The sequence below is a fragment of the Shewanella holmiensis genome (genome assembly GCF_025370255.1).
Lineage (GTDB): Bacteria > Pseudomonadota > Gammaproteobacteria > Enterobacterales > Shewanellaceae > Shewanella > Shewanella holmiensis.
Genome location: NZ_JAMTCD010000054.1, coordinates 1 through 2,168 on the forward strand (window position 1 = coordinate 1; position 2,168 = coordinate 2,168).

The 2,168-nt window shown below is 47.3% G+C and carries 1 protein-coding gene; it reads left to right on the forward strand.

Annotation, left to right across the window (positions count from 1 at the left end; translation table 11 throughout):
• On the forward strand, positions 1 to 2,168 hold a 2,168-nt coding region (locus tag NE535_RS18585), incomplete at both ends, for a VCBS domain-containing protein (protein WP_261300036.1).

Sequence of the window (2,168 nt, forward strand, 5' to 3'; positions counted from 1 at the left end):
AATGAAAAGCCATTAGAGATACAGAGTCAAGAACAAAATCAACATGTTAAAGAAAATAGCCCAGTTGATACAGTTAATGGTCAACTTACCGCCCATGGTAATGGCAGTGATGCAGTTACTTGGTCAACTTCTAACTTACAGGGACAGTTTGGTAGCCTCATTTTAGATTCGCAAACAGGTCAGTGGCATTACGTTTTAGATAACAATTCACCTCAAACAGATGCCCTATCTTCTGGCGAGCATCAAACCGAACAGTTTGTTATTAAAGCCACTGATAGCCAAGGGCATTCAGTCAACACACTTATCAGTATTGAAGTGGAAGGTACCAATGATCTCCCCACTATTTCAGGGCTGCACCATGCAAGTCTTAACGAAATGGGAACTGTTGATACTGTTAGCGGTCAATTAATTGCCACAGATCCAGACCATGCAGACACCTTAACTTGGGCGGTAACAAAGGCTTTAGGCCAATATGGGCACCTCATTATTGATCCCACTACCGGTGCCTGGCAGTATCAATTAGACAACAGTTCAGCAAGTACCCTTGGGCTACATAATGGTCAAGTAGTTACTGAAACATTTAGTGTTACCGCCACAGACAGTAGTGGATTACCTGTAAATCAAATCGTCAAAATTGAAATTCACGGTACCGATGAAATAGCCAAAATCAACGGCGTATCGAGTGCATCGTTAACAGAAGATAAAGATGTCGATTCAGGACAGCTACATATCGATGGGCAACTTAACTTACTTGATCCCGATGCAGGGCAAAATCATTTTCAAGCCTCTGTACTACAAGGCCAATTTGGTACCTTGTCGATTGACTCAAATGGTCACTGGACTTACACGGCTGATAACTCACAAGCCGTGATCCAGGGGCTTAAATCCGGTGAGGCACTCACGGATACCGTGCTGGTTCACTCGGTTGATGGCACCGAGCAAAAAGTCACTGTCACCATTAATGGTACGGATGATAAAGCCGTGATTGCAGGCACCTCAACCGCTTCAGTTAGCGAAGATAAAGACCTCTACCAAGGCCAATTGCGTGTCGATGGCGCGCTCACCGTCACAGATCCTGACAGCGGACAAAACCAGTTTGTTGCCACCAGTCTTCAAGGCCAATTTGGCACACTGTCGATTGACACAAACGGTCATTGGACTTACACCGCCGATAATGCTCAAAGCGCTGTTCAAGGCTTGAAAACCGGTGAGTCACTCACAGATACCGTGATGGTTCACTCGGTTGATGGCACTGAGCAAAAAGTCACTGTCACCATTAACGGTACTGACGATAAAGCGGTGATTGCAGGCAATTCAACGGCCAGCTTAACTGAAGATAAAGATGTTCATTCAGGACAGCTTCGAGTCGACGGCGCACTCACTGTGACTGATGCTGACAACGGTCAAGCCCAGTTCAACGCTGAAAGTTTGCAAGGCCAATTCGGCAGACTGTCGATAGATGAACACGGTCATTGGACTTATACCGCCGACAATGCCCAAGCGGCTATTCAAGGGCTGAAATCGGGTGAGTCACTCACCGATACTTTATTGGTCCACAGCGTCGATGGCACAGAGCAAAAAGTCACTGTCACCATTAACGGTACTGACGATAAAGCCGTGATTGAGGGCACTTCAACGGCCAGCCTCACCGAAGATAAAGACAGCTACCAAGGCCAACTGCTTGTCGATGGCGCTCTCACCGTAACTGATGCAGATAATGGTCAAAGTCAATTCAACGCTGAAAGTTTGCAAGGCCAATTTGGCACACTGTCGATTGACACAAACGGTCACTGGACCTACACCGCCGATAACGCTCAAACCGCGATTCAAGGGCTGAAATCGGGCGAATCACTCACGGATACCGTGATGGTTCATAGCGTCGATGGCACCGAACAGAAGGTGACCGTGACCATTAACGGCACCGACGATAAGGCGGCGATTGCGGGCACCTCAACCGCTTCAGTTACCGAAGATAAAGACCTCTACCAAGGCCAATTGCGTGTCGATGGTGCGCTCACGGTTACTGATGTGGATGCAGGTCAAAATCAGTTCCAAGCAGCTAGTTTACAAGGTCAATTTGGTACGCTCACCATTAACGAACTCGGCCATTGGACCTACACGGCTGATAATTCTCAAACTGCGATTCAAGGGCTAAAAACGGGTGAGTC